This is a genomic window from Ignavibacteria bacterium (assembly GCA_015709655.1).
GTDB lineage: Bacteria > Bacteroidota > Ignavibacteria > Kapaibacteriales > Kapaibacteriaceae > OLB6.
In genome coordinates, this window is sequence record CP054181.1 from 2741974 (window position 1) to 2762415 (window position 20442).

Below are 20442 nucleotides of genomic sequence, written 5' to 3' on the forward strand. Positions count from 1 at the left end.
GTCGGCCTTGGCGACACTTTTGTTGTTTTTGTCTTCAACACCATTTCTGCTGACCCGTGTACATCGTTATCTTTACGCAGCGATTGTAGCTAGTACACACATTACACACACCAAAATCCGGTAATTATCTGAAGGCGACCTTTATGGCCGATAGCACCTTTGCAGGTAGAACTGAAACAGTCCACTATGATAATGCCATTGTGCGTGCATTTGCGCTGGCAACCCTGGTATGGGGTATCGTTGGATTCCTGGTAGGGCTTATTGTAGCAATCAAACTCTTTGTTCCCGAATTCCTTGGCGGGTTTGACTATTTATCCTTTGGACGACTTCGTCCGTTGCATACCAATGCAGTTGTTTTTGCCTTCGCAGGCAATGCAATTTTCCTGGGTGTGTACTATTCCTTGCAGCGGCTTTGCCGAAGCAGAATGTACAGCGACATTCTCAGTAAAATTCATTTCTGGGGCTGGCAGCTTATCATCGTCAGTGCGGCAATTACACTGCCCCTGGGGATAACGACAAGTAAGGAGTATGCAGAGCTGGAATGGCCGATTGATATTGCAATCACACTTATTTGGGTTGTGTTTGGCTGGAATATGATCGGGACCATACTGAACCGTAAGGACAAGCATATCTACGTTGCAATCTGGTTCTATCTGGCCACCTTTATCACTGTTGCTGTTCTGCACATTGTGAACAGTTTTGAAATTCCTGTCCACCTGTTAAAAAGTTATAGTATGTATGCAGGTGTTCAGGATGCACTTGTTCAGTGGTGGTACGGACATAACGCCGTTGCGTTTTTTCTGACCACACCGTTTCTTGGCATCATGTACTACTTTGTACCCAAGGCAGCGGAGCGCCCGGTCTTTTCATACCGTCTGTCAATTGTACACTTCTGGGCCCTGGTTTTTATGTACATCTGGGCGGGACCGCACCACCTGCTCTACACGGCATTGCCGGGCTGGGCGCAAAGCCTGGGTGTTGTTTTCAGTCTGATGCTGATAGCACCATCATGGGGTGGTATGGTAAACGGACTTCTTACGTTGCGTGGCGCCTGGGATAAGGTCCGTACGGATCCGGTTCTGAAATTTATGGTTGTGGGTATTACAGCGTACGGCATGAGCACGTTTGAAGGACCAATGCTGAGCTTAAAGAACATCAATGCGATAGCTCACTATACCGACTACATCATTGGTCACGTACACCTGGGTGCCTTGCTCTGGAATGGCGGTTTAGCCTTTGCCATGCTGTATTACATCATACCCCGCATTTATCGCACGAAGCTGTACAGTCTGTCACTTGCCAACATGCACTTCTGGTTAATGACCCTTGGTGTTGTGATTTATGTTATCCCACTGTACTGGGGTGGCATTACTCAGTCACTGATGTGGGCCCAGTTCCTGCCTGACGGATCGCTGCAGTATCCCAATTTTCTTGAGACCGTTACTCAGATTATTCCCATGTATGTACTTCGGGCTATTGGTGGTACGCTGTACATAGTTGGTGCAATTATCTGTGTATGGAACCTGCACAAGACAGCCAGGAGCGGTAAACTCATTGTCAATGAAGAAGCACAGGTTGTTAACCGTCGCACTGCGCATGAAGGTAGCACGGCAAAGGAAGGCTGGCATCGCTGGCTGGAAGGACGCCCGGTACGTTTTAGCGTATACACGCTGATCGCAGTAGCAATCGGCGGAATCGTAGAGTTTATTCCCACATTTTTAGTAAAAAGCAACATACCAACCATTGCATCGGTAAAACCGTACACGCCCCTGGAGCTTGAAGGACGTGATATCTACGTTCGTGAAGGATGTTATACCTGTCACTCACAGATGGTACGTCCGTTCCGAAGTGAAACCGAGCGGTATGGCCAGTACAGTATGGCAGGCGAGTTCATTTACGACTATCCGTTTCAGTGGGGATCGAAGCGAACCGGACCTGACCTGCACCGCGTGGGCGGCAAGTATCCGGATGCATGGCACTGGAAGCACATGCACGAACCGCAGTCCACCTCGCCCGGTTCCATCATGCCCGGCTACCCGTGGATGTACACAACAAACCTGGACATCTCGCATACCGAGGGAAAAATCATCACCATGCAGCGCCTGGGCGTACCCTATCCGCCCGGCTTCGAAAAGCAGGCTGTTGCCAATTTGCAGCAACAGGCAGGCGAGGTTGCCGGACGGCTGAGCCAGGCAGGAATCAAGGGTGTTGACGCAAACAAGGAAATCATTGCGCTCATTGCATATCTGCAGCGATTGGGGACTGACATCAGGAAGGAGGTGGAACAGCCATGAATTCAAGGGTCCTGAGCTCGATTCCCGGCATTGAACTGTATCCCATCGTTGCACTCATCCTGTTTGTTGGTTTTTTTACCGGTCTGATCGTGTGGTTTGTAACAGCTGACAAGTCAGCCATGCGCGATCATGCCGAGATGCCACTGGATAACGAGACCAAAGCCCCCTTACAGTAAAAGATCTTACTTTAAACTAACGACAACCGGTTTGGTGACTTATGGCCGAGCAAAAAAAAGATACATTGATGGACCATGATGCCGATGGCATCCAGGAGTTCGACAACAACTTGCCGCGCTGGTGGCTGTACGGTTTTTACCTTATCATAGGACTGAGCGTGGTGTACATGTTTTACTACCATGTTTACACAGGTCCTGACTGGAATATCTTGTGGTATGGTGCAAAGACTCAGGAGGCTGAATACAGGACAGAGCTAAAGAATGCCGAGACTCTGCGCGCGAATGCACCTAAATCCGAAGCGGTCGTGTTTACACTGCTAACCGATAACGCTTCACTTGATAAAGGTAAGGAAATTTACAACAGTACGAATAGTTTGTGCATGACCTGCCACCGCGAAGATCTTGGCGGAGCAGTAGGCCCTAACCTTACCGATGATAATTGGATTCACGGCTGTTCCATTGAAGAAATTATTGCAAGCATTAAATCTGGTTTTCCCGATAAGGGGATGCTTCCGTACGGAAGCACCAATAAACTTAGTAACACAGAGCTGCAGCAACTTGCCAGTTACATCATTTCCATGCGTGGCTCAAATCCACCCGACCCCAAGCCAATTGAAGAAGGTCGCGATAAACCGTGCAGTCACGATAAAGAACTCCCGAGCTGATCATGGCTGTAATCGAAGTAGAAGAGATCGACGATCACGAACGGTACCGTGCCGAACTCGCAAGTATATCCAAGGACGGAAAACGAAAATGGATCTATGCACGCAAACCACGAGGACGGTTATACCGGTGGCGGACAATTTTAAGCTGGTTTCTGCTGCTCTTCCTGGTGCTGGCACCGTTTGTGAAAGTCAACGGACACCAGTTTTTACTCTTCAACATCATCGAACGAGAGTTTGTTTTCTTTGGCATACCATTCTGGCCGAACGACTTCTATTTGGTAGCTCTGATGTTCCTTACCGGAGTCGTTACGATTGTTTTGTTTACCTCTACCCTTGGCAGACTCTGGTGCGGCTGGCTGTGTCCGCAAACCATTTTTATGGAAATGGTGTTCCGAAAGATTGAATGGCTTCTTGACGGAACCCCTAAGGAACAGGCCTTAAGAGATGCCGGTGCGTGGACGGTATCACGCGTAATGCACCGGATTGCCAAGATATCAATATTCTTTACAATCTCGTTTCTGATATCCAACGTTTTTCTGGCGTACGTTGTTGGAAGTGATACGTTGTTGCAGTACATCGTAAACGGACCCTTTCAACACTGGGATTTGTTTGTTGGCCTGCTGTTCTTTGCATTTGTTTTTTTCATGGTGTTCTACCGATTCAGGGAACAGGCCTGCCTGATTGTTTGTCCGTACGGACGGTACATGAGTGCCCTTGTTGACGACAACACGATGGCTGTAAGTTACGATTTCAGGCGCGGCGAGCCTCGTGGAAAGTTTACTCGTGACGATGCCGCAGCAAAACGAATGATGACTGAAGCCGATTTTAAACGGCCAAACGATCAGGGAGACTGCGTGGACTGTTATCAGTGTGTTACGGTTTGTCCAACCGGTATCGACATTCGTAATGGCATACAACTGGAATGTGTTAGCTGTACTGCCTGTATCGACGCCTGTAATGAGGTTATGGACAAAGTGGGTCTGCCGCGTGGCCTTATTCGTCACACAAGTCAGAGTGTGATTGAAAACGGAAAGGGGCATTGGTTTACCCGCAGGATAGCCGCCTACGGTATTGTGTGGCTGCTGCTGATAGCAACCGTTGTTACGCTTTTTATACTACGAGCTGACGTTGACGTGAAGATTCTACGTCAGGAAGGCACAACATGGGTTACGACAACTGAGGGGCTGGGTAACGTATACCGAATTCAGATTATTAACAAAAGTCATGAAAGCATACCAATCACAGTAAAAGTACTCAGCCCTTCCACTGCCGTGATAACCCCTGTGGGAATACCCGACAGGGTAGAACCACAGCAAATACTGAAAGGCAGGTTTATTGTGAGTTTGCCAACGGCTACTCTCGCGCAGCACGGAACCAAGATCCGGATTGCCGTACTCTCGGGCACCAGCACTGTTTACGAAGCTGAAACATCGTTCATTACTCCATGAAGGACCCCAACACCGTTACACGTCATGACTCCCTGATCGACTCCGGGTTCCACTGGGGAAAACGAATTGCTCTTGTGTATGTGGCCTTTGCCGTTGCAACCCTCGGCTTTGTAGTTTTTGCGCTTACGCGGAGTGTACACCTTGTCCGCACCGATTATTACGAACATTCACTTGACTATTCGCGTACCCAGGAAGCGCGACAACATACCAGTCAGAAAGCAGACAGCTTTTTCATCAAGGAGCAGGATGCCGAATCGGTTTTATTTCAGCTGGAGCCTGACGTGAAGGTTTCAGTTCTTTGTTACCGACCCGACAACCCAACACTGGACAAAATACTAACGATTCATACCAATCATGACGGGGTATATCGGCTGCCTCCCGGCACACTTCAGTCTGGACAATGGCGAATTGTTGCATCGTGGACAAGTGGCGGTATACCGTACGAGATGGAAGAGAGACTCTACCTATGGAACCGCTGACCGGTTTAATGCTGGGGATAGCCGGCAGTATGCACTGTGTGGGTATGTGCGGCCCAATTGCAATCGTTGCAGGCAGGAATATCCCATACCATCTTGGACGAATCATCAGCTACACCATGCTTGGTATCCTGGTTGGCCTGGGCTCTGGGGTGATAACACTGTATGTAACAGGACAGTGGGTAAGCATCATTGCAGGATCTCTTATGGTGCTCACGGCCATTGTACAACTGATATTTCATCGTACCGTTGTTCCCTCTGCGTCAGTACTCCGCCTAACGACTCCAATACGAAATCGGTTAGGGACGTTACTCCAAAGCAGAGCTGCTGGTGCGCGTTTGGGTATTGGGCTGTTAAACGGGCTGTTGCCATGCGGTCTGGTGGTTAGTGCGATATTGGGAGCAGCAGGGACGGGTAACACCTGGCAGGGGGCTTTCTTTATGTTCCTGTTTGGTGTTGGCACACTTCCCTCGATGATTGCAATTGCCGTAGCCGGCAAGTTTTTTAAGGAAAAACTGAGCTCCCGGTGGCGTATGGCGCTACCCATTGCCGCACTTGTTATCGGCGTCCTTGTCACGCTTCGCGGAATGGGACTTGGCATTCCCTACGTGTCACCAGCTAACCTTTCGCCAGTTCAAACAGAAACATGCAGCCATTAGCCCCTTCTTTTAATGGTCATCGTGGTACAGGTGGAAAATTCGTCAGCCGACAAGCAAATATGATGGTGGTTGCTTCGTGAATACACAGCAAGTAATTCTGTGGTATTTTTGTACCAATAAACTCAATATTTTACAATTCAAAGGTTTTCAATGAAATCGGTAATATGGTTGATTGCGGCTGTTAGCGTAATGGTTTTCAGCGTATCGGATATGAATGCACAGGATGTAGCAAACGGCAAAAAGGTATACGAAGGATATTGCAAAACATGTCATCAGGCAAACGGACAAGGGATGCCCAAAATCTACCCTCCGCTTGCAAAGAGTGACTATATCAAGGCTAACAGCGTTGAAACCCTGATTCGTGAGGTCGTGTTCGGACTGAGTGGCAAGGTGAAAGTTAATGGTAAGGAATATAACGGTGTTATGACACCGCTCCCCAAGAAGTACACAGACAAGGATGTTGCCGACGTAATGACATACGTCTTCACCAATTTCGGTAATTCAAAGGGCAAGGTTACGCCAGCTCAGGTGGCCGCAGCCAAGAAAAAAGGTAAAATTAAATAAGCTGTGAAAAAGCAGAAAAACCCTGATCGAGCTGCCGCTGACAGGCAGCTCGATTTTTTTAGGTACATGACGATGGCTCGTGAATTTGACGCAGCCATGCTACGTTTATATCGGCAGGGGAAGGCCTTTGGTGGTGTGTATTCCCAGCTTGGTAACGAAGCCGTCAGTGTAGGCAGTGCAATGGCGCTTGAACCCAAAACGGATGTGCTGTTCCCGATGCACCGCAATGTTGGAGCACACTTTGTGTTCGGCACACAGATTGACCAGATGATGCAAAATCAACTTGCACGTCAGGGTAGTCAGATGCGAGGAACCGATGGCACCGGACACTATGCCGACCCAGCACTTCGCATTTATGGCAACGTAAGTCACCTGGGATCGATGATACCAGTCGCTAACGGTTTTGTGCTTGCTGCACGGATGCGTGGCGAACCAACCGTGGCATTAACCTACATTGGCGACGGTGGGGCGCAAGTGGGTGAAGTTCACGAAGCCCTGAACTTTGCATCCGTCCAAAAGCTACCTCTCGTCCTGATCATTGAGAATAATCAGTACGCCTACAGCACACCAAATTCGATGGAGTTTGCCGTTGATGAACTCAGCAAACGGGCAATCGGCTATGGGATACACGGTGAAACAATTGATGGGACCGATGTTGAACTTGTTTACGAAACATGCCGGAAAGCTGTGGAACGGGCGCGGGAAGGCAACGGACCCTCGATTATTGAAACGCGAACCATGCGCATGCGGGGGCATGCCGAGCACGATGACTTCTCGTATGTGCCCAAGGACCTTTTAGACCAGTGGGCACTCAAGGATCCCGTGAACACCTATGCGGCTGTGCTGGTACAACGCGGCGTATTAACCGGCGAAACGGTCAAACAAATTCACGACGAGACATTTAACGCAATGGTTGCCGCAATCGACCGTACTCTGGAACTTCCGTGGCCTGACGCTTCGGAAGGAATGAAAAACGTATTTCTGTAAATGTATGACCTATCTTGAAGCGATAGCCGATGCTATCAAACTTGAAATGCGTGCCGACGATCGGGTGTTCCTGATAGGCGAAGATATCGGTGTTTATGGCGGTGCTTTTAAACTCACAAAGGGATTCCTTGCCGAGTTTGGTCCACAGCGCGTTATCGACGCTCCGATCAGCGAGGCTGCCATTGTTGGTGCCGGCATTGGCGCCGCACTCAACGGAATGCGTCCGATCGTGGAAATGCAGTTTATGGATTTTATTACCAACGGATTTAACCAGCTTGTTACCGTTGCAGGCACAACGGCATACCGATGGGGAATCCCTGTGCCAATCGTGGTTCGCGGACCATCAGGTGGCGGCGTTGGTGCCAATCCGTTCCATAGCAGAAACAGTGAAGCGTGGTTTGTTCATGCCACGGGGCTCAAGGTAGTATGCCCGGCATCGGCAACTGATGCCAAGGGGCTCATGACAGCTGCCATCCGAGATCCGAATCCGGTTGTGTTTTTTGAGCATAAGGGCCTCTACCGCAAAATCAAGGAAGATGTCCCGAAAGGCGAGGTCTTCATTCCTCTCGGACAGGCACGAATTGCACGGCAGGGTACCGATGCAACCGTTGTGGCCTACGGTAGTGCTGTGTTCATGGCACTGGAAGCAGCCGAAATTCTGGAAAAGGAGGGGGCTAAGGTCGAGGTTGTTGATATCAGAACACTGGTACCGTTTGACGAAGAAACCGTTCTTGCTTCGGTTAAAAAAACCGGCAGAGCAGTGGTTGCTCACGAGGCAGTTCTTACAGGGGGCTTTGGCGGCGAAATCGTTGCCCGGATCACCGACAGTGCATTCAGATATCTTGATGCTCCGGTGCGCCGTGTTGCGGCGTTTGATTCGCCAACACCGTTTGCCCCAACCCTTGAAAAGGCGGTACTTCCCAATACTCTGGCAGTGGTTGACGCTCTACGATCTGTTCTACAGTTTTAATTCGCGGGCAGCCACTACGTTATCATGCTGTATAAAATTCTCAGTCGTACCAATTTTCGGAGCCGTAAATTTGTGCTTCGTCCGTGTTTTCATTCACACTAACACCGATAATTCATGTCACGTGTCCTCTTTCGAGTTTCTTATACCATTCCCGACGGCAAGCGTTCAGAATATCTGATGCTTGTTCGTAAGCTGCATTCGTTTTATGCCGCTAATGCCGTTGACTACTCGGTATTTGAAGACAACACGAAACACAACCATTTTCAGGAAACCTACATTTATCCGTCAATAGAAGCATACGAGGCTTCGGATGATCCGGATAACACCAGGGAAATCGCCGATGTTCTGGATGCTGTGTATTCAATGGCCGACAACGTGGTGTATAATGTAGCTAAAGAAGTCACGTGGTGAGATCATGCTGCCTGCCTACCGTAGCCAGCCGGTAGTTTTTGGATTGCCCGACATTCCGTTTGTTCAAAGCGAATGTGTTTCGCTGTATGGCCTGAAACCGCCACCTGAACATCATGGCAGCAGAACGGTTAAAGATCACATACGAACAACATTATTCAGCATCCTCGGAGCACGGTTTAAAACCAGGATATCAACGCCGGAACTTGTGGCTTCTTCTACACCAGTGAGGGTTCTGGTGTTCAGATACGATGCCGTGGGCGATTATATCGTAACCTCACCATTCGTCCGCTGGCTTGCCGAAAATGTTCCCAATGTTGAGATTGACGTGATCTCGTCAACCAGAAACATTGACCTGATTAGGAACGACCCGTTCGTTCACTCGGTTACGGCTATTCATCCGGGACACATACCGCATATTTCGTGGTTCAATGTGTATAAACATGTCCGAAACAGACGGCCCGATGCCGTTGCAGCCCTTGTTTTTACAAAGATGACAAAGGCAGCGGTGCTTACCGCTCTTGCTGGTCCACGGGCGATACGGCTTACCATTGAGCATTCAGAACGTAAGGATATTTACGGAAGAGTATTCGATATTCAGGTACAACACAAACAGGCGGGTGCCCACTGGATGGAAACAATGGCAACGGTTGGCCCGGCATTGTTTCATACCAGGCAAGCTGAACCCCGGCCATACGTTGTACTGGAACAGAGAGCCCAGCAGCGTGTAGCCGATATGCTGCTCACACTTGGCGTTGGGTACAGTACCAATACCGGTAAAGGAATAGTGGCAGCCAAGGGTGAGACCATGCAAACGATGAGTACCAGTGGATTGAAGTATGTGGTGCTCAACATCAGCGCATACTCGCCAAACCGGCAATGGAGTGCTGAGAATGCAGTGACAGCCGCTGGTGCAATTGCACAGGCGCTGCCATACACAGTGTGCTTTGTAACGGGAGCCCCCTCAAACTATCGTGAACTCGAGGTTGAGCTCCAGCGCACGCACGTGCCGGGTACACACCTGTGGAAAGGTTCGCTGCCTGAACTGGTGGCGCTGACTGCAGGTGCACAGGCTGTGGTTACGCCCGATACAGCAGTGCTGCACATGGCTGCAACCGCCGGAGTTCCAGTGGTGGGACTGTATGCCGAACTGATTAAGGTTGCTGAATGGTATCCGTTGGGGACAACGTTCCGGGCTATTCTGAGTCCGGATCCCTATACAATTAACGCGATACCCCCAAATCTTGTTGCCGAACAAACTGTACAGCTGCTGCCATGATAAAGTCAGCTGAATTGGCTTTTCGCAGGTGGTTTAACCGTTGGTTTCAGTCTGACAAGAAACCTGTAGCCATAAGCAGGGTTCACGACACGTTTTCGTTGTCGGCAGTGCCACGGATCCTTTTCCTGCGTCAGGATAGGATAGGCGACGTTCTAATCAGTACTCCCGTACTGGATGCAATTCGCACAACGTATCCTAAAGCACAGATCGGCATCGTGCTGAGTAGTAATAACATTGCCGTTCGCAATGCGGCCGAGCCTTACGTGAACATCGTACACGTGTATTCGCGGACAGCTCCCGGCCTGGCATCACTCATACGAGAAATTCGTAAGAAAAAATATGATGTTGTTGTTGATCTGATGGATAACCCATCTGCCACATCAGGGTTACTGTGCAGGTTCAGCGGTACCCGGTACCGTCTGGGAATTTCCAAGGAAAACGATGGAGTGTACACTCATGTTGTACCAATGTTGCCAAGGGATTCCGTTCATATTAGCCGCCGAATTGCAGAGCTACTCAAAGCATTTGGAATCGATCCCGAAAAGGTCAGCCTGATTCCACGGTATCCGATTACTTCGTATGAATGCGATGGTGCGAAGGCGGCACTGGGCACTGACGTCGGGCCCGGTATTCGACTTGGCGTGGTTGCCAGCGGAAGCTCTAACAATAAACAATATCCCGCGGAAAGAATGGCAGGTGTATTAAATACACTTATAAAATCACACCCGTCCCTGAAGGTATATCTGTTTGCCGACCCGAAAAACTACAATTGGGTTTGCCGGGTAGAAAGTCTGACGCCGGCGAAACCAGCCCCGTATTCTGCTACGTTTCACGATGCAGCAGTTCAGATGTCAGCCATGGACGTTGTGCTAACGCCCGACACCAGTTTCGTCCACGTTGCCGGAGCTCTTGGGTTGCCGGTTTGTGTGATGTACATCCAGCCGCATCAGGACCTGTATCCGTGGTATCCGCTGGGTGCACGCTACGAGGCTCTGATTACCAAAACAAATCAGATTGCAGATATTCCGGAATCGGAAATTGTCGCTGCAATAGAACGACTGTTTGCATATTGCGGACATTCAGAGGATAACCATGAACTATAAACAGCGAACAGTAACATGTGGCGCACTTCGCCCCGAAGATGCCGGTAAGGCCGTTGTCCTAAACGGTTGGGTTAATGCTCACCGCAATTACGGCAGCGTTCACTTTATTGACGTGAGAGACAGGGAGGGAGTTACGCAGATCGTGATAGATGCTGCAGACCGTCCGGATCTCTCGGCACTGATCAAGGATGTGCGCTCCGAATGGGTTATCTGGGCAGCTGGTACCGTTCGTCTTCGGGAGAACCCAAACCCCAATATTCCAACCGGTTTGGTGGAAATCGATGTTGCTGATGTCGGAGTCATCAATCGGAGCGAGGTTCCGCCATTCGAGGTGGTCAATGATCTTGCCACGAACGAAGAACTGCGCTTAGAGTACCGATATCTTGACTTGCGGCGTCCTCTCATGCAATCGTATCTGTTGCTTCGCAACAAGCTGTATCAGCTTACGCACAAGTTCTTCGAGCAGGAGGGATTTGTAGAGGTTGAAACGCCGGTGCTAACACGGAGCACACCCGAAGGCGCACGAGACTTCCTGGTGCCAAGCCGTCTGAATCAGGGCAGATTCTACGCATTGCCACAGAGTCCGCAGCTGTTTAAACAGCTTCTCATGGTTGCGGGGTTCGATAAGTATATGCAAATCGTAAAGGCATTTCGCGACGAAGACTTGCGAGCTGACCGTCAGCCAGAGTTTACACAGATCGACGTTGAGATGAGTTTTGTTGATCAGGCAGATGTCATGGGGGTTGCTGAACGGTTTGTTCAGGTGGTCTGGCATGAACTGCTGGGAGTGTCTGTGCAACTTCCATTACCGCGGATCACGTATGCTGATGCTATGAACACGTATGGTACTGACAAACCGGATTTGCGGTACGATCTGCCACTGAAAACCATTACAAACGATGTGAAGGAATGCTCGTTTTCACTATTCAAGGAGGCTGCAGCTCAGAATCGGACGGTTAAGGTTTTGCGAGTGCCTGACGCTGCCACGTTCAGTCGTAAACAGATTGATGAGTTAACGGATCATGCCCGTATTCATGGCGCACAGGGACTTCCGTATCTGAAATACGCTGGCAGTGAACTTACCGGTTCGTTTGCCAAACAGCTGACGGATGGCGACAAAGTAACCCTGGTTAGCGCTTGTGGTGCCAAAGATGGTGACCTGCTCCTTTTCTCGGCAGACGAATGGGAACGCTCGTGTGTGATTCTGGGTGCACTTCGGGTAGAAGTAGCCCGAAGACTCGATTTACCGGCACAAACCAAAGCCCCTTTCGCAATGCTGTGGGTAACCGAGTTTCCGCTGTTGGAGCATGACCCGCAGGAAGCACGTTGGGTTGCTCGGCATCATCCGTTTACCAGCCCAATGGTCGAAGATATTGGAATGCTTGACGAGGATCCGACAGCCGTGCGCGCAAGGGCGTATGACCTGGTTATCAACGGGTACGAAGCTGCCGGCGGATCGATACGTATTCATGACAGAACAGTGCAACAGAAGATGTTTGCACTGATCGGGATGTCGGCAGAAGAAGCCGAGGCAAAGTTCGGCTTCCTGCTAAAAGCGCTTCGCTACGGTGCTCCGCCACATGGTGGTATTGCCTTTGGGTTTGACAGGCTGACGATGCTGCTGAGCGGGACAAACAATATTCGCGAAGTGATTGCATTTCCAAAAACAACATCAGGTTTGTCGCTCATGGATAAATGTCCGTCTGCTGTTGACGATACCCAGCTTGCCGATCTTGGTATAGGACTCCGAAAATGAACCGCCGACACGTGATCGGTTTACTGCTATCCCTGCCGCTGATACCAAGGCGGTCTTTGGGATTCATGGATGATGGTGTGCCGACGTCACGGTTTGAACGAATTCTGCAGGCGGCCCGCCAGGAGCACTGGAATACGCTTCCGATTGGCAAGCGTATGATAAATATCGCAACATTCTTTATGGGCGTCCCGTACGTTGGCGGAACGCTTGAAACTCAACCGGAAGTGTGTACTGTGAATCTTGAGGCCTTGGACTGTGTTACGTTTTTTGAAGTGGTCCTCAATATTGCCCGCATGATCGATCACCATGGTAGCACGTTCGAAGACCTTGTCAACGAAGTTACATACACACGGTACCGCCAAGGGAAGCTGAATGGGTACGTTTCACGACTACATTACACTGCCGAATGGATTGCTGACAACATTGAAAAAAACGTTATTCATGACGTTACACCGGATATGGGCGGAGAGCCGTTCCCGGTTAATGTAAACTTTATGAGTTCGCATCCAAAGTTCTACAAGCCACTCCAGGACCATCCCGAGCTGGTAGAAGCGATGGCTGCAATTGAACGACACATCAATACCATCCCACGGACCTATATACCCAAAGAAAAGATTGCCGATGCGGAGCACTTGATGCAGCAGGGTGATATTATCGCCATTACAACATCAAAGGCCGGCCTTGATTATGCCCATACGGGATTAATTAACCGCACAGATGGAAAGGCCCGTTTTATGCATGCCTCTACAACCCACAAAAAAGTTGTACTTGATGATACGATCGGCAACTATGTGCTCTCCGTAAAAAGCCATACAGGAATTTCCGTACTGCGTCCGGTTGTTTCTGCGTAGTCCCAGGCATTGTTGTTACTGTCCCGTCTGTCGCCCTTCCGCACTGTCAGCCGGACGACAATACTGCAGAAGCTGAAGTACTTCATCGAGTTGCTTCCGTTGCTGAAGCAGGATGTGGTCAACCTTTTCATGCAGCAGCTTAATCTCGAGCTCTGCCTTTAGGTTCACCTGATAGTCATGTTCAGAACGCATTCTGTCTTTTTCTTCCTGCCGGTTCTGACTCATCATGATAATGGGAGCCTGAATTGCCGCAAGGCACGACAAAACCAGATTCAGCAGAATAAACGGATAGGGATCAAAAGGATGGACTGTAACAAACCAAATATTGACTATCATCCAAAGAACGATAAACCCCATGAATGACAGGATGAACGTCCAGCTACCCCCAAAATCTGCAATTCTGTCGGCAATGCGCTGTCCCAGAGACAGTGACGCATCGATACCGGGTTCGATATTATCAGCAATGACGGAGTTTCCGGTAATTGCCTGGATTACCTCGATATCCACGTCGGACAGTTCCTCGGTTTTTTGCTGGATGAGATGTACCATATACAACCGTCGGAATGTGTTCAGCTCCTTCATGCTGATCCAGCCGTCCAATGTAATGTCAGGATGCGAGCATCGGATAAACTCAAGGAGTTCCGGCTTAATATCCTTACCAGCCACAGCCTCATAATTCTGAAGTGCAGTTCCCGAAACCGAACTTATTACCATGGTGCCTCCGAATTCTTGTGTTTACTGATCCGGCTGGATGCTGCTCAACGCCTTGGCAACATCTTCCGGTGTAATGGCGTACCCAGCAATTTCCGACAACGAAATGCTGCTTCGCTGAAGTGCAGCTTTAAAGATGGTCTTGCGCTCATCAGGGATTGGCATGAGTTCAGACAGGAGAAGATGCTCGGGGCCGCATAAAATGGAACCATGCTGAAGAACGATGCCATTGACTACCCGCTGCGCGCTACCTACAACCTTGCGTCCGTTTACCATAATCTCAGATTTTGCACTGGTAGCAAAACAGGCTTGTCCCAGGTCAGAGCCAGATGCGTAATGTGAGCGCAAATCGTGTCCGACGGTATCAAACTCCAGCAGCCACCCATTATCGCCCAGCACCTGTATCAGGGCTTTGTGAATCGTCTGGTGGATCTTGGCATACACCTCTTGAGGTTTGCCACAAGCAACAACGCAATACGTTAGTTCGTTGGCATGGAGTACAGCACGACCACCGGTAGGGCGGTGAACAACATCAATGGAATAACGGCGGGCAGCCACGGCGTCAATGGCAGCGATGTCCTGGTGTTTACCCAGCGAGAGGGCCCACGGATGCCAGGTGTAGGTGCGCCACCGGTATATGCCATGGGTAATCGGTGCATCGAGCATCGCAACATCCTTGCTCATGTTTTGGCTGCCGGTTGCGGGGCCGTCAAACGGGATTTCCATGGTTAGTTGCCAGGGAGCAGACGGTAAAACTTTAGCTTCCCAACGCGAAGGATGCGTGGTGATAGTACGGTAAGTTCAGCGTTGATATCGGTGATCTTTTCGCCATCCAGTTGAACACCACCCTGTTGTACCAGTCTGCGTGCCTCACTCTTAGAAGCAGTACTACCGGTATCAGAGAGAGCAGTAATGATATTTATCACTGTAGTGCCGTCAGGAAGTTTAAAGTCCGGTATCTCGTCCGGTACATCTTTCTGAACGAAAACGCGTTCAAACTCGGCCAGTGCTTCATCGGCAGCCCGGGGTCCGTGGTACTTGGCAACAATACCTTTGGCTACTTCAACCTTTGCGGTTCTTGGGTGGAGTGTACCATCGGCCAGTCCCTTTGCAACCAACGCCACGTGTGCGGGCTGAGCAAACACGGCATACTCAAGGTACCGGGTGATCAATGAATCGGGGATGCTCATCGTTTTCCCGAACATGTCGCGTGGTGTATCGGTAATTGCAATGTAGTTATCCAGCGACTTGCTCATCTTTTCTACGCCGTCGGTACCTTCCAATATCGGCATGGTTAGGATACACTGCGGTTCCTGGCCGTATGCACGCATGACCTCACGTCCCACAAGCAGATTAAACTTCTGATCGGTACCGCCGAGCTCTACATCGCTATGTATAGCAACGCTGTCGTACGCCTGCGACAGTGGATAGAGGAACTCATGAACGCTGATTGGCACACCACTCTTGTACCGTTTTGTAAAATCGTCACGTTCCAGAAGCTGCGCTACGGTGTATTTGGAGGCAAGTTCGATAATCTGTTTAAACGACAGTGCTTCGAGCCACTCGCTGTTATAGACCACTTCAAGCCGATCACCCGAAAGGATGCGGAGTGCCTGATCAACGTAGGTTTTGCCGTTCGCTCGGGTTTCTTCAAGTGTGAGTGCCGGGCGCGTTTTACTCTTTCCGGTTGGATCACCGATCATTGCCGTAAAGTCTCCGATAATCAGCACAACGGTATGGCCAAGATCCTGAAACTGTCGAAGTTTATTAAGAACAACGGCGTGACCAATGTGAATATCCGGCCGGCTGGGATCCAGGCCCAGCTTTATTCGCAGTGGCTTTCCGGTTTTGATGCTGCGCTCCAGCTTCGTGTGCAGTTCGGCTTCCGGCAAAACGTCAACAGCGTACTGTTTAACGACGGATAGTTGTTCTGAAACAGTCATATTGCTCAATAAGGTGAACGGGGCTTAGGCATGCTTGGAATAGGAGCTCACATACGCACCGACGGTGGTGCGGAAAGCCACGTTCAAACGGTTCCACCCATTGATGGCTATAACAGCCATGGTGAGGTTGACGAGTTCCTTCTCGCTGAACTCAGCACGTGCACGGTTATACACGTCGTCGGAAACCGACTGTGAGTTGGCAACGGTAGTCAGTGCTTCTGTCCATTCCAGCGCTGCCCGCTCTCTGCTGGTATAGCAGTGTGCCTCGTGCCATACCGGGAGCAGATACAACCGCTGTTCTGTCTCGCCCATTGCCCGTGCATCCTTGGTATGCATATCCAAACACCATGCACACCCGTTCAGGATGGATGCCAGTGATTTTACCAGTTCAAGGAGTGGTTTCTCGATACCAAATGCATGAATGCTCTGTTCAAGTGCAATCATGGCGTTAAAAGCTTCAGGTGAAGCAGCCTTGTAATCAAGTCGTTGTTCCATAGGAAATCTCGAAGTATGAATACGCAAACTTAGGAACAATAGCAAAGGACAGAGGTCATCATCCGATACGAAACGTTGTCCACGGTTCCGGCTAAGCCATTATTCAGGCTAACTGCAAACACCGATAGTTCGCTAATTTTGCGGTATGAGCTTAAATGACAAAATTAACGCCGACATCAAGGAAGCAATGAAGGCACGCGAGACGCTGCGATTAGAAACACTGAGGTCTATAAGGGCGGCCATCCTGGAATTCGAAAAAAGTGGTGTTGACCGGGAGATGACCTCCGATGATGAGCTTAAAATCCTGAACTCAGCTGTTAAAAAACGTCGCGACGCGATTGAACAATATGCCAATGCCGGCCGTACCGAAGCTGCCGCCAAGGAACAACAGGAGCTTGATATTCTGATGAGCTACCTGCCGTCTCAGCTATCTGCTGACGAGGTTCGCGATGCCATCCGTGGTGTCATCGCCGACGTTGGAGCAACCGGCCCATCCGATTTTGGAAAGGTGATGGGTGTGGCTGTAAAGCAACTGAAAGGTCGTACTGACGGTAGTACGATTCAGGCTGTGGTTAAAGAGCTGCTTGGTTAACGAGATAATGGTTGACCTTGCATCCACGGCGCTCAGTGAGCTGAACTTTCCAGCAGTCCTTGAAAAAATCAGCACCTACTGCGTTACGCCGATGGGGGCGGATGCTGTCCGAAACCTTAGCCCCTTACCCAACACTGCTATCCTGAACGAAAAGCTTCTGCAGGTTCACGAGGCAGTAAACATTATTGTAACCAGTGACAGCATTCCGCTTGAGCAGTTCCCGGATATTTCTGCCCTCCTGAAACGCGCCCGGATTGCAGGTAACTATCTGAGTGCTCCGGAACTGCTGAATGTATCAGAGGCCCTCGTTGCGTCGCGCACGATGAAGCGATTCTGTGCAGAGAAAGAAGGGGCTACCATAGGACTGCGGACACTTACCCAATTCCTTGCCGACAACAGGATACTTGAAAAGCACATTACCGAGGCAATCGATGAAACCTGCGTAGTCCGGGATACAGCATCGCGCGAACTACGCACCATTCGCGCAGATATCCATCAGCTGGAAGGCAGGCTGCGCTCGCGGCTGCGGCAGATTCTTCGCAAATTTGGCGAGGAAGAGCTGCTTCAGGAAGAGTTTGTAACACAGCGGGACGGACGTTTTGTTCTACCGCTACAGGTACAGAATAAGCGTGCCGTTAATGGCATTATTCACGGGATGAGCAGCTCCGGGCAGACAGTTTTTTTGGAACCGGCTGAAACCTATGAGTTGAATAACGACCTGGCGTTATTACGGGGCAGGGAACAACGCGAAATAATCAACATCCTTACGATGTTGACGGCAGAGGTTGGTAGTGTATGCGACGAACTGGAAGCCACGGCCGACATTCTGGTGGAACTTGATACCATTTTTGCCCGTGCCTGGTATGCGCGGTACTACGGCGGTATAATGCCCATTATTGTGGATGATGATATGATCGAGCTGACCAACGTTCGTCATCCGCTGCTTATGCACCAGGCAATGGGTATTCGGACGACGAATGATACACTGAAATCCTCGCACGAAACTATTATTCCGCTTACCGTCAGGCTTGGCGGTGACGTGCGCGGAATACTGATATCCGGACCAAATGCAGGCGGGAAAACTGTAGCGATGAAGACGATAGGATTGTCGCTTGCCATGGCAATGAGCGGCATCTTTCCGCTGGGTACCTGTGTGTGTCCGCTGCGCCGACTCTACACAAGCATCGGAGACCACCAGAGCATTGATGCCAACCTGAGTACATTTTCTTCCCAGATTATCCGGCTGCGGGATGTATTGTCGGAATGTGATCACGAAGCCTTAATTCTTATTGATGAGATCTGCGCCGGTACTGACCCTGCAGAGGGAGGGGCGCTGGCTGCCGGCATCCTGGACTCAGCTCTGGCGCGCGGTGCCTGCTTTGTTGTTACAACACACCAGAGTTCGCTGAAACAGTACGCACTTACCAGCAGCCGTATTACGAACGCTTCACTTGCGTTTGACGAAGAACGGATGCAGCCAACATTCAGGTTCCTGTATGGTGTACCCGGAAACTCGTATGCATTTGACCTGTCACGAACAGTTGGCTTGCCAGAGGTAGTACTGCGTCGTGCACAAGAATATCTGGGCAACCGTCACAATGAGCTGGAACAAAGTATCAGCGCAATGCAACAGTTTCGGAACGAAGCGGAACAGCATGCTCTTCAGGCGGCCAGAGAACATCAGGCTTCCGAAAAACTGAGAAAGGAATACGAAGAACGGCTGTCAGACCTAAAAGCTAAAAAAAGCAAGGAAATTGAATCAGCCAGAATCAAGGCAGCTGAAATTTTGGAAGGGGCTAATGCGTTAATTGAAAACACGATTCGCGAGATACGGGAACAACAAAAGAGTATTGCCGAAGTCAAAACTGCCTTTAACGAGAAGCGGCAGCAGCTTACGCATAGAGAAAAGGGCGAACACAGTAACACCGACAGCTCTGCTACCGATACAGACATCACTGTTGGTACCATGGTGCGTATCGAAGGAACAGCCTCTGTTGGTACTGTTGAAGCTATCGATGCCAAGGGGAATGCAGTCGTGCATGTTAACGGTATCACGATGAGGGTACAACGTGCCAAGCTGGAACCGACGTCGGAGAAAGCACAAGCTCCCGTCAAGCGAAAGGCGGCAGTCAGGAGTTCGACGGAAGCAGAGAAGGTGGCAGTACCGGCGATGACGCTGGACCTGCGTGGTCAGCGTGCTGAAGAAGCATTGCGAGCGCTTGAAGTGTTTGTGGACAGTGCTGTGGTTCGGTCCCTGCCCTTTGTAAGTATCATCCACGGTAAGGGAACGGGAGCGCTTCGGGAGGTCGTGCACCGCTTTTTGGAGCAGCAACACGGGATTCGTTCTTTCCGACTGGGCAGTATTCCCGAGGGCGGCGACGGCGTAACCATTGTGGAGCTATAGGGGGCTATACCGGACGGTATTCCCTTAATCGCGTTCGTCCCTGTTCATTCGCCGCTTCTCGTCGCGCTCCTTGATAGACTCGCGTTTATCATACAGTTTCTTCCCGCGGGCAACACCAAGTTCAACCTTGATAAACGGACCCGAGAAGAAAACCGAAAGAGGAATGATGGTAAGCCCCTTTTCCTCGGTTGCTATTCGCAGACGGTGAAGCTCGTGCCGATGCAGCAGAAGCTTACGGGGTCGCATAGGTTCGTGGTTTTCCCGGTTTCCGAAATCATACGGATTGATATGCATCCCCAGCAGCAGAAGCTCGTCCGACGTACGCGAGGGGAATGTGGCATACGCCTCGGCAAGACTTATCTTGCCGGCACGGATACTCTTCACCTCGGTGCCGGTAAGTTGGATGCCCGCCTGAAACCGTTGCAGAATCTCGTATTCGTGCAACGCCTTGCGGTTCGTAACGATAATTCGTTCGGTTCGTGTTGGTTGGGTTTGCAAAGCAAAAGCCCCACGCTGTGCGCAGGGCATTGATTGTGGAAAGTGCGGAGGAGGAGGGATTCGAACCCTCGATAGAGCTTAACACCCTATGACGGTTTAGCAAACCGTTGCCTTCAGCCACTCGGCCACCCCTCCGGGGTGTAAAGAAGAATGTGCAAGATAC

The 20442-nt window shown here is 50.3% G+C and carries 21 protein-coding genes and 1 tRNA gene; 16 read left to right on the forward strand and 6 right to left on the reverse strand.

The window, feature by feature from the left end; genetic code table 11:
- Positions 1-143 precede the first annotated feature (143 nt).
- The 14 genes from ccoN (at position 144) to HRU79_11145 (ending at position 13636) form a co-directional block, all read left to right on the forward strand.
- The gene (gene ccoN, locus HRU79_11080; protein QOJ27155.1) at positions 144-2294 is read left to right on the forward strand and encodes a cytochrome-c oxidase, cbb3-type subunit I; all 2151 of its coding nucleotides are present in this window, start codon (positions 144-146) and stop codon (positions 2292-2294) included.
- Positions 2291-2470, forward strand: a complete 180-nt coding sequence (locus tag HRU79_11085; protein ID QOJ27156.1) for a hypothetical protein — start codon at positions 2291-2293, stop codon at positions 2468-2470. The genes ccoN and HRU79_11085 overlap by 4 nt, the downstream gene beginning before the upstream one ends.
- A gap of 41 nt (positions 2471-2511) precedes the next feature.
- Positions 2512-3135: a c-type cytochrome gene (locus HRU79_11090; GenBank protein ID QOJ27157.1), complete on the forward strand. Its 624-nt coding sequence runs from the start codon at positions 2512-2514 to the stop codon at positions 3133-3135.
- A gap of 2 nt (positions 3136-3137) precedes the next feature.
- Positions 3138-4583, forward strand: a complete 1446-nt coding sequence (gene ccoG, locus HRU79_11095; GenBank protein ID QOJ27158.1) for a cytochrome c oxidase accessory protein CcoG — start codon at positions 3138-3140, stop codon at positions 4581-4583.
- A complete protein-coding gene (locus HRU79_11100) occupies positions 4580-5062 on the forward strand; it encodes a FixH family protein (protein ID QOJ27159.1) in 483 nt (160 codons plus the stop codon). The genes ccoG and HRU79_11100 overlap by 4 nt, the downstream gene beginning before the upstream one ends.
- Complete coding sequence (locus HRU79_11105) at positions 5050-5718, forward strand: sulfite exporter TauE/SafE family protein (GenBank protein ID QOJ27160.1); 669 nt, start codon at positions 5050-5052, stop codon at positions 5716-5718. Before HRU79_11100 ends, HRU79_11105 begins: the two co-directional genes overlap by 13 nt.
- A gap of 150 nt (positions 5719-5868) precedes the next feature.
- The gene (locus tag HRU79_11110; protein QOJ27161.1) at positions 5869-6282 is read left to right on the forward strand and encodes a cytochrome c; all 414 of its coding nucleotides are present in this window, start codon (positions 5869-5871) and stop codon (positions 6280-6282) included.
- A 3-nt stretch (positions 6283-6285) separates the two neighbouring features.
- Positions 6286-7269, forward strand: a complete 984-nt coding sequence (locus HRU79_11115; protein ID QOJ27162.1) for a thiamine pyrophosphate-dependent dehydrogenase E1 component subunit alpha — start codon at positions 6286-6288, stop codon at positions 7267-7269.
- A 4-nt stretch (positions 7270-7273) separates the two neighbouring features.
- The gene (locus HRU79_11120; GenBank protein QOJ27163.1) at positions 7274-8239 is read left to right on the forward strand and encodes an alpha-ketoacid dehydrogenase subunit beta; all 966 of its coding nucleotides are present in this window, start codon (positions 7274-7276) and stop codon (positions 8237-8239) included.
- 114 nt (positions 8240-8353) lie between these two features.
- Positions 8354-8650: a hypothetical protein gene (locus HRU79_11125; GenBank protein QOJ27164.1), complete on the forward strand. Its 297-nt coding sequence runs from the start codon at positions 8354-8356 to the stop codon at positions 8648-8650.
- 4 nt (positions 8651-8654) lie between these two features.
- Complete coding sequence (locus HRU79_11130; GenBank protein ID QOJ27165.1) at positions 8655-9926, forward strand: glycosyltransferase family 9 protein; 1272 nt, start codon at positions 8655-8657, stop codon at positions 9924-9926.
- The gene (locus HRU79_11135; protein ID QOJ27166.1) at positions 9923-11029 is read left to right on the forward strand and encodes a glycosyltransferase family 9 protein; all 1107 of its coding nucleotides are present in this window, start codon (positions 9923-9925) and stop codon (positions 11027-11029) included. The genes HRU79_11130 and HRU79_11135 overlap by 4 nt, the downstream gene beginning before the upstream one ends.
- Complete coding sequence (gene aspS / locus HRU79_11140; GenBank protein ID QOJ27167.1) at positions 11019-12785, forward strand: aspartate--tRNA ligase; 1767 nt, start codon at positions 11019-11021, stop codon at positions 12783-12785. Before HRU79_11135 ends, aspS begins: the two co-directional genes overlap by 11 nt.
- Complete coding sequence (locus HRU79_11145; protein ID QOJ27168.1) at positions 12782-13636, forward strand: DUF1460 domain-containing protein; 855 nt, start codon at positions 12782-12784, stop codon at positions 13634-13636. Before aspS ends, HRU79_11145 begins: the two co-directional genes overlap by 4 nt.
- Before the next feature lie 15 nt (positions 13637-13651).
- Here the strand turns inward: HRU79_11145 and HRU79_11150 are convergent, their stop codons facing one another.
- The 4 genes from HRU79_11150 to HRU79_11165 are packed head-to-tail and all read right to left on the reverse strand — an operon-like array spanning position 13652 to position 16785.
- Entirely contained in the window at positions 13652-14350 is a 699-nt protein-coding gene (locus tag HRU79_11150) for a DUF1003 domain-containing protein (protein QOJ27169.1), read from the reverse strand.
- 21 nt (positions 14351-14371) lie between these two features.
- Positions 14372-15073, reverse strand: a complete 702-nt coding sequence (locus HRU79_11155) for a lipoate--protein ligase family protein (GenBank protein QOJ27170.1) — start codon at positions 15071-15073, stop codon at positions 14372-14374.
- 2 nt (positions 15074-15075) lie between these two features.
- Positions 15076-16290, reverse strand: a complete 1215-nt coding sequence (locus HRU79_11160) for a tyrosine--tRNA ligase (GenBank protein ID QOJ27171.1) — start codon at positions 16288-16290, stop codon at positions 15076-15078.
- Positions 16291-16314: 24 nt separating this feature from the next.
- The gene (locus HRU79_11165) at positions 16315-16785 is read right to left on the reverse strand and encodes a carboxymuconolactone decarboxylase family protein (GenBank protein QOJ27172.1); all 471 of its coding nucleotides are present in this window, start codon (positions 16783-16785) and stop codon (positions 16315-16317) included.
- 145 nt (positions 16786-16930) lie between these two features.
- On the opposite strand from HRU79_11165, the gene HRU79_11170 reads away from it, so the two are divergent.
- Both HRU79_11170 and HRU79_11175 read left to right on the forward strand, forming a co-directional pair.
- Positions 16931-17377 carry a GatB/YqeY domain-containing protein gene (locus HRU79_11170; protein ID QOJ27173.1) on the forward strand — a complete coding sequence of 149 codons (447 nt, stop codon included), beginning with the start codon at positions 16931-16933 and terminating at the stop codon, positions 17375-17377.
- A gap of 7 nt (positions 17378-17384) precedes the next feature.
- Positions 17385-19781: an endonuclease MutS2 gene (locus HRU79_11175; GenBank protein ID QOJ27174.1), complete on the forward strand. Its 2397-nt coding sequence runs from the start codon at positions 17385-17387 to the stop codon at positions 19779-19781.
- A 24-nt stretch (positions 19782-19805) separates the two neighbouring features.
- On the opposite strand, the gene smpB is transcribed toward HRU79_11175, so the two are convergent.
- On the reverse strand, positions 19806-20309 hold the full coding sequence (gene smpB, locus HRU79_11180; protein QOJ27175.1) for an SsrA-binding protein SmpB: 504 nt from the start codon (positions 20307-20309) through the stop codon (positions 19806-19808).
- Positions 20310-20324: 15 nt separating this feature from the next.
- A tRNA-Ser gene (locus HRU79_11185) sits at positions 20325-20414 on the reverse strand.
- Positions 20415-20442 lie beyond the last annotated feature (28 nt).

Excerpts from the sequence above, each read along its gene's own strand:
- HRU79_11090 (QOJ27157.1), top strand. The coding sequence starts at position 2,512 with ATGGCCGAGCAAAAAAAAGATACATTGATGGACCATGATGCCGATGGC.
- HRU79_11085 (QOJ27156.1), top strand. The coding sequence starts at position 2,291 with ATGAATTCAAGGGTCCTGAGCTCGATTCCCGGCATTGAACTGTATCCC.
- HRU79_11130 (QOJ27165.1), top strand. The coding sequence starts at position 8,655 with ATGCTGCCTGCCTACCGTAGCCAGCCGGTAGTTTTTGGATTGCCCGAC.
- HRU79_11135 (QOJ27166.1), top strand. The coding sequence starts at position 9,923 with ATGATAAAGTCAGCTGAATTGGCTTTTCGCAGGTGGTTTAACCGTTGG.
- HRU79_11165 (QOJ27172.1), bottom strand. The coding sequence starts at position 16,785 with ATGGAACAACGACTTGATTACAAGGCTGCTTCACCTGAAGCTTTTAAC.
- HRU79_11105 (QOJ27160.1), top strand. The coding sequence starts at position 5,050 with ATGGAACCGCTGACCGGTTTAATGCTGGGGATAGCCGGCAGTATGCAC.
- HRU79_11125 (QOJ27164.1), top strand. The coding sequence starts at position 8,354 with ATGTCACGTGTCCTCTTTCGAGTTTCTTATACCATTCCCGACGGCAAG.
- aspS (QOJ27167.1), top strand. The coding sequence starts at position 11,019 with ATGAACTATAAACAGCGAACAGTAACATGTGGCGCACTTCGCCCCGAA.
- HRU79_11155 (QOJ27170.1), bottom strand. The coding sequence starts at position 15,073 with ATGGAAATCCCGTTTGACGGCCCCGCAACCGGCAGCCAAAACATGAGC.
- smpB (QOJ27175.1), bottom strand. The coding sequence starts at position 20,309 with ATGCCCTGCGCACAGCGTGGGGCTTTTGCTTTGCAAACCCAACCAACA.
- HRU79_11145 (QOJ27168.1), top strand. The coding sequence starts at position 12,782 with ATGAACCGCCGACACGTGATCGGTTTACTGCTATCCCTGCCGCTGATA.
- HRU79_11120 (QOJ27163.1), top strand. The coding sequence starts at position 7,274 with ATGACCTATCTTGAAGCGATAGCCGATGCTATCAAACTTGAAATGCGT.
- HRU79_11175 (QOJ27174.1), top strand. The coding sequence starts at position 17,385 with ATGGTTGACCTTGCATCCACGGCGCTCAGTGAGCTGAACTTTCCAGCA.
- HRU79_11170 (QOJ27173.1), top strand. The coding sequence starts at position 16,931 with ATGAGCTTAAATGACAAAATTAACGCCGACATCAAGGAAGCAATGAAG.
- HRU79_11160 (QOJ27171.1), bottom strand. The coding sequence starts at position 16,290 with ATGACTGTTTCAGAACAACTATCCGTCGTTAAACAGTACGCTGTTGAC.
- ccoN (QOJ27155.1), top strand. The coding sequence starts at position 144 with ATGGCCGATAGCACCTTTGCAGGTAGAACTGAAACAGTCCACTATGAT.
- HRU79_11110 (QOJ27161.1), top strand. The coding sequence starts at position 5,869 with ATGAAATCGGTAATATGGTTGATTGCGGCTGTTAGCGTAATGGTTTTC.
- HRU79_11150 (QOJ27169.1), bottom strand. The coding sequence starts at position 14,350 with ATGGTAATAAGTTCGGTTTCGGGAACTGCACTTCAGAATTATGAGGCT.
- HRU79_11100 (QOJ27159.1), top strand. The coding sequence starts at position 4,580 with ATGAAGGACCCCAACACCGTTACACGTCATGACTCCCTGATCGACTCC.
- ccoG (QOJ27158.1), top strand. The coding sequence starts at position 3,138 with ATGGCTGTAATCGAAGTAGAAGAGATCGACGATCACGAACGGTACCGT.